Here is a 523-nt window from a genome sequence, read left to right as displayed (position 1 = left end):
GCTCATTATCACTCGGGCATTGTCCGACAGCCGCTTAGCCAACGCCGATGCGTTCCAGAACGTGATCAAAAGCAAGGCCACCACGAACAGAAATACACCTGCATAGACAACGGTTTCGACCGGGGTTTTGATGTGGTGCGCATAAAGGATCAGTGTTGTGATTGTTCCGGGGCCGACCAGAATGGGAAAAGCCAAGGGATAGAACGCAACGGTCTCGGGCGCGGGATAGGATTTCTTTTCTCCGTCGGTTCCGTGATGCGAGCTGCTCTGGTTCCCGTTCAGCATGTTCAGGCCGATCATCAGTACAACAAGGCCACCGGCGACGCGCAGGTCATCGACGCTGATGCCAAAGAGCCCAAGCGCTTGACTGCCGATCGCAGCGAAGGCGCCACCGAGGATCGTGCAATAAAGCGCAGTCTTCACAGCCACTTTGCGTTGATCCGAAACGGGCAGGTCTTGCGTAACACTCAGGAACACAGGCAAGTTGGTAATCGGATTCATGATTGCAAAAAGCGCGCCAAAG

General features: G+C 54.9%; 1 protein-coding gene. It reads right to left on the bottom strand.

All coding sequences use genetic code 11. The features are described from left to right. A partial coding sequence (locus tag ACR0JR_RS22400; protein WP_480458222.1) for a MarC family protein occupies positions 1-523 on the bottom strand: 523 nt, incomplete at both ends.

It is taken from the genome of Ruegeria sp. AA3 (assembly GCF_056542905.1).
Note: the sequence above shows the minus strand (reverse complement) of the source record. Positions and strands in the feature narration are given on the sequence as shown.